Origin of the sequence: Enterobacter cloacae complex sp. XAL002, assembly GCF_049236805.1 — a bacterium.
Classification (GTDB): Bacteria; Pseudomonadota; Gammaproteobacteria; order Enterobacterales; family Enterobacteriaceae; genus Enterobacter; species Enterobacter intestinihominis.
Map to the genome: position 1 here is coordinate 1 of NZ_JBMKJN010000055.1, position 3,640 is coordinate 3,640.

The 3,640-nt window shown below is 55.8% G+C and carries 3 protein-coding genes and 1 pseudogene; 3 read left to right on the forward strand and 1 reads right to left on the reverse strand.

The genetic code is table 11. The features are described from left to right. Positions 1-5 precede the first annotated feature (5 nt). The gene (gene tetR(D) / locus ACOT0L_RS23750; protein WP_000113282.1) at positions 6-662 is read right to left on the reverse strand and encodes a tetracycline resistance transcriptional repressor TetR(D); all 657 of its coding nucleotides are present in this window, start codon (positions 660-662) and stop codon (positions 6-8) included. 95 nt (positions 663-757) lie between these two features. On the opposite strand from tetR(D), the gene tet(D) reads away from it, so the two are divergent. The 3 genes and pseudogenes from tet(D) to ACOT0L_RS23765 all read left to right on the forward strand — a co-directional run. Continuing rightward, positions 758-1,942: a tetracycline efflux MFS transporter Tet(D) gene (gene tet(D), locus ACOT0L_RS23755; protein ID WP_108996614.1), complete on the forward strand. Its 1,185-nt coding sequence runs from the start codon at positions 758-760 to the stop codon at positions 1,940-1,942. A 94-nt stretch (positions 1,943-2,036) separates the two neighbouring features. Next, positions 2,037-3,146, forward strand: a complete 1,110-nt coding sequence (locus tag ACOT0L_RS23760; RefSeq protein WP_000842134.1) for an S-(hydroxymethyl)glutathione dehydrogenase/class III alcohol dehydrogenase — start codon at positions 2,037-2,039, stop codon at positions 3,144-3,146. A gap of 21 nt (positions 3,147-3,167) precedes the next feature. Further along, positions 3,168-3,590, forward strand: a pseudogene (locus ACOT0L_RS23765) (alpha/beta hydrolase-fold protein); the annotation flags it as partial. Between the last annotated feature and the right edge of the window lie 50 nt (positions 3,591-3,640).

Sequence of the window (3,640 nt, forward strand, 5' to 3'; positions counted from 1 at the left end):
CTCCATCAGCAAAAGGGGATGATAAGTTTATCACCACCGACTATTTGCAACAGTGCCGTAAGCTGCACCTCAAACCCCCGGATCAGGCTCTCCAGGCCATGCAGAAAGGCCTGCTCACCATCATCACTGTCCATAATCTGCAGCGCTTCCCGCAATAGCGGCGGCAGGTTTTCGTCCGGTGCTGCAGGGCGGTCGGTCAGGGCGGCAGTATGCTCCTGCTGCTCCAGTACGGCACCAAGGGTAAAATGACTGACCGCTGAAATCGCATATAACCCGTCGCGCAGTGAAAAGCCGTTTTCTGTCATAAAGCGTAACTGGGTTTCCACCGTATCATACTGTTTTTCATCAGGGCGGGTGCCGAGGTGCACTTTTGCCCCGTCACGGTAACGCAGCAGCGCCCGGCGGAAACTCATTGCATTATTGCGCAGAAATGACTGCCAGGATTCCCCCGCCGCAGGCAGTGAATAATCATGATGACGCGCCAGGATCTCCACCGCCAGCGCATCCAGTAACGCCCGTTTATTTTTCACATGCCAGTAAAGTGTCGGCTGTTCTATTCCCAGCTTCTGCGCCAGCTTGCGGGTCGTCAGCCCGTCAATCCCTGTCTCATTCAGCAGTTCCAGTGCCGCATCAATAACCGATTCTCTGTTCAGCCGTGCCATGACCGTCTCCTCCGATTTTCAGATTGACACTCTATCATTGATAGGGATATATTCCAACTCTATCAATGATAGGGAATTAACACAGGATCTGAAAAATGAATAAACCCGCTGTCATCGCGCTGGTGATTACACTGCTGGACGCGATGGGAATTGGTCTGATCATGCCGGTATTACCGTCACTGCTGCGGGAATATCTCCCGGAAGCGGATGTGGCAAACCATTACGGCATTCTGCTGGCGCTGTATGCGGTGATGCAGGTCTGTTTTGCTCCGCTGCTGGGCAGATGGTCAGATAAGCTGGGGCGCAGACCGGTGCTGCTGTTATCCCTGGCGGGTGCCGCGTTTGATTACACACTGCTGGCACTGTCCAATATGCTGTGGATGTTGTATCTCGGGCGGATTATCTCCGGGATCACTGGTGCCACCGGCGCGGTTGCGGCTTCGGTAGTGGCGGACAGCACGGCGGTCAGCGAGCGTACCGCCTGGTTCGGCCGTCTCGGTGCGGCCTTTGGTGCCGGGCTGATTGCCGGGCCGGCTATCGGCGGACTGGCGGGGGATATCTCACCGCATCTGCCGTTTGTCATTGCGGCAATACTGAATGCCTGCACCTTTCTGATGGTCTTTTTTATCTTTAAACCGGCGGTACAGACAGAAGAAAAACCGGCGGAGCAGAAACAAGAAAGCGCAGGTATCAGCTTTATCACACTGCTTAAACCTCTGGCGCTGTTGCTGTTTGTCTTTTTTACCGCGCAGCTTATCGGGCAGATCCCGGCCACTGTCTGGGTATTGTTTACGGAGAGCCGCTTTGCCTGGGACAGCGCGGCGGTCGGTTTTTCACTGGCGGGACTCGGGGCGATGCATGCACTGTTTCAGGCGGTGGTTGCCGGGGCGCTGGCAAAACGGCTGAGTGAGAAAACCATTATTTTCGCCGGATTTATTGCCGATGCCACCGCGTTTTTACTGATGTCTGCTATCACTTCCGGATGGATGGTGTATCCGGTCCTGATCCTGCTGGCAGGCGGCGGAATTGCACTGCCTGCATTGCAGGGCATTATCTCTGCCGGGGCATCGGCGGCAAATCAGGGAAAACTACAGGGTGTGCTGGTCAGCCTGACCAATCTGACCGGCGTGGCGGGCCCGCTGCTGTTTGCTTTTATTTTCAGTCAGACACAGCAGAGTGCGGACGGTACGGTGTGGCTGATTGGCACGGCACTGTACGGTCTGCTGCTGGCAATCTGTCTGCTGATCAGAAAACCGGCACCGGTGGCGGCCACCTGCTGACCGGCGCTATACAGGCAGCGCTGTTGTGCGGTATGGTGGACGGCATTCGTGCTTATCGCCTGCCATGATAAGCCTCAGACACAGAGGAACCGTTATGAAATCACGCGCAGCAGTCGCCTTCGGGCCGGGTTTACCCCTTGAAATTGTTGAAATTGATGTGGCACCGCCGAAGAAAGGTGAAGTGCTGGTGAAAATCAGTCACACCGGGGTATGCCATACCGATGCCTACACGCTTTCCGGTGATGATCCGGAAGGTCTGTTCCCGGTGGTGCTCGGCCATGAAGGTGCCGGGGTGGTGGTTGAGGTCGGTGAGGGCGTGACCAGTGTGAAACCGGGCGACCATGTGATCCCGCTGTACACCGCCGAGTGCGGCGAGTGTGATTTCTGTACCTCCGGTAAAACCAACCTCTGTGTTGCCGTCCGCGAAACCCAGGGCAAAGGCGTGATGCCGGACGGCACCAGCCGTTTTTCGTATAACGGTCAGCCGCTCTATCACTATATGGGCTGCTCGACATTCAGCGAATATACCGTTGTGGCGGAAGTATCACTGGCGAAAATCAATCCGCAGGCCAATGCGGAGCAGGTTTGCCTGCTCGGCTGCGGCGTGACCACCGGGATCGGCGCGGTACACAATACCGCGAAGGTACAGGAAGGGGATTCTGTGGCGGTATTCGGCCTCGGCGGTATCGGGCTGGCCGTGGTGCAGGGCGCACGTCAGGCAAAAGCGGGGCGCATCTTTGCCATCGATACCAATCCATCCAAGTTTGAGCTGGCAAAACAGTTCGGCGCCACAGACTGCATTAATCCCAATGATTATGACAAACCTGTTCAGCAGGTGCTGGTCGAAATGACCAAATGGGGTGTGGATCATACCTTTGAATGTATCGGCAATGTCAATGTGATGCGGTCGGCGCTGGAAAGTGCGCACCGTGGCTGGGGGCAGTCGGTAATTATCGGGGTGGCGGGTGCCGGAAAAGAGATTTCAACCCGTCCGTTCCAGCTGGTGACCGGCCGGGTCTGGAAAGGCACGGCGTTCGGCGGCGTGAAAGGGCGTACCCAGTTGCCGGGAATGGTGGAAGATGCCATGAGCGGCAAAATCGAGCTGGCGCCGTTTGTCACGCACACCATGGAACTGGATAAAATCAATGAAGCTTTTGATTTGATGCACGACGGCAAATCCATCCGCACAGTCATTCATTACTGATAACGTATTCAGGGAGATACTATGGAACGGATTGAACATCACGTCTGTTTCGGCGGCAGCCAGGAAGTCTGGCGTCACCACTCTGCGGTGACCGGCACGCCGATGACTTTTTCCGTGTTTCTGCCGCCGCAGGCAAAAACAGAGAAATGTCCTGTGCTGTACTGGCTTTCCGGGCTGACCTGCAACGAGCAGAATTTTATCACCAAAGCCGGGGCACAGCGTTACGCAGCGGAACACGGCCTGGTGATTGTCGCGCCGGATACCAGTCCGCGCGGCAGTCAGGTGGCGGATGATAAAGAGTACGATCTCGGCCAGGGTGCCGGGTTTTATGTCAATGCCACACAGGAGCCGTGGAAAGCGCATTATCAGATGTATGATTATATTCTGAATGAGCTGCACACCCTGGTAAGCGGGCATTTCGGCACATCGGAAAAACGGGCACTGTTGCAAAGTTAGCGATGAGGCAGCCTTTTGTCTTATTCAAAGGCCTTACA

Excerpts from the sequence above, each read along its gene's own strand:
- ACOT0L_RS23760 (WP_000842134.1), top strand. The coding sequence starts at position 2,037 with ATGAAATCACGCGCAGCAGTCGCCTTCGGGCCGGGTTTACCCCTTGAA.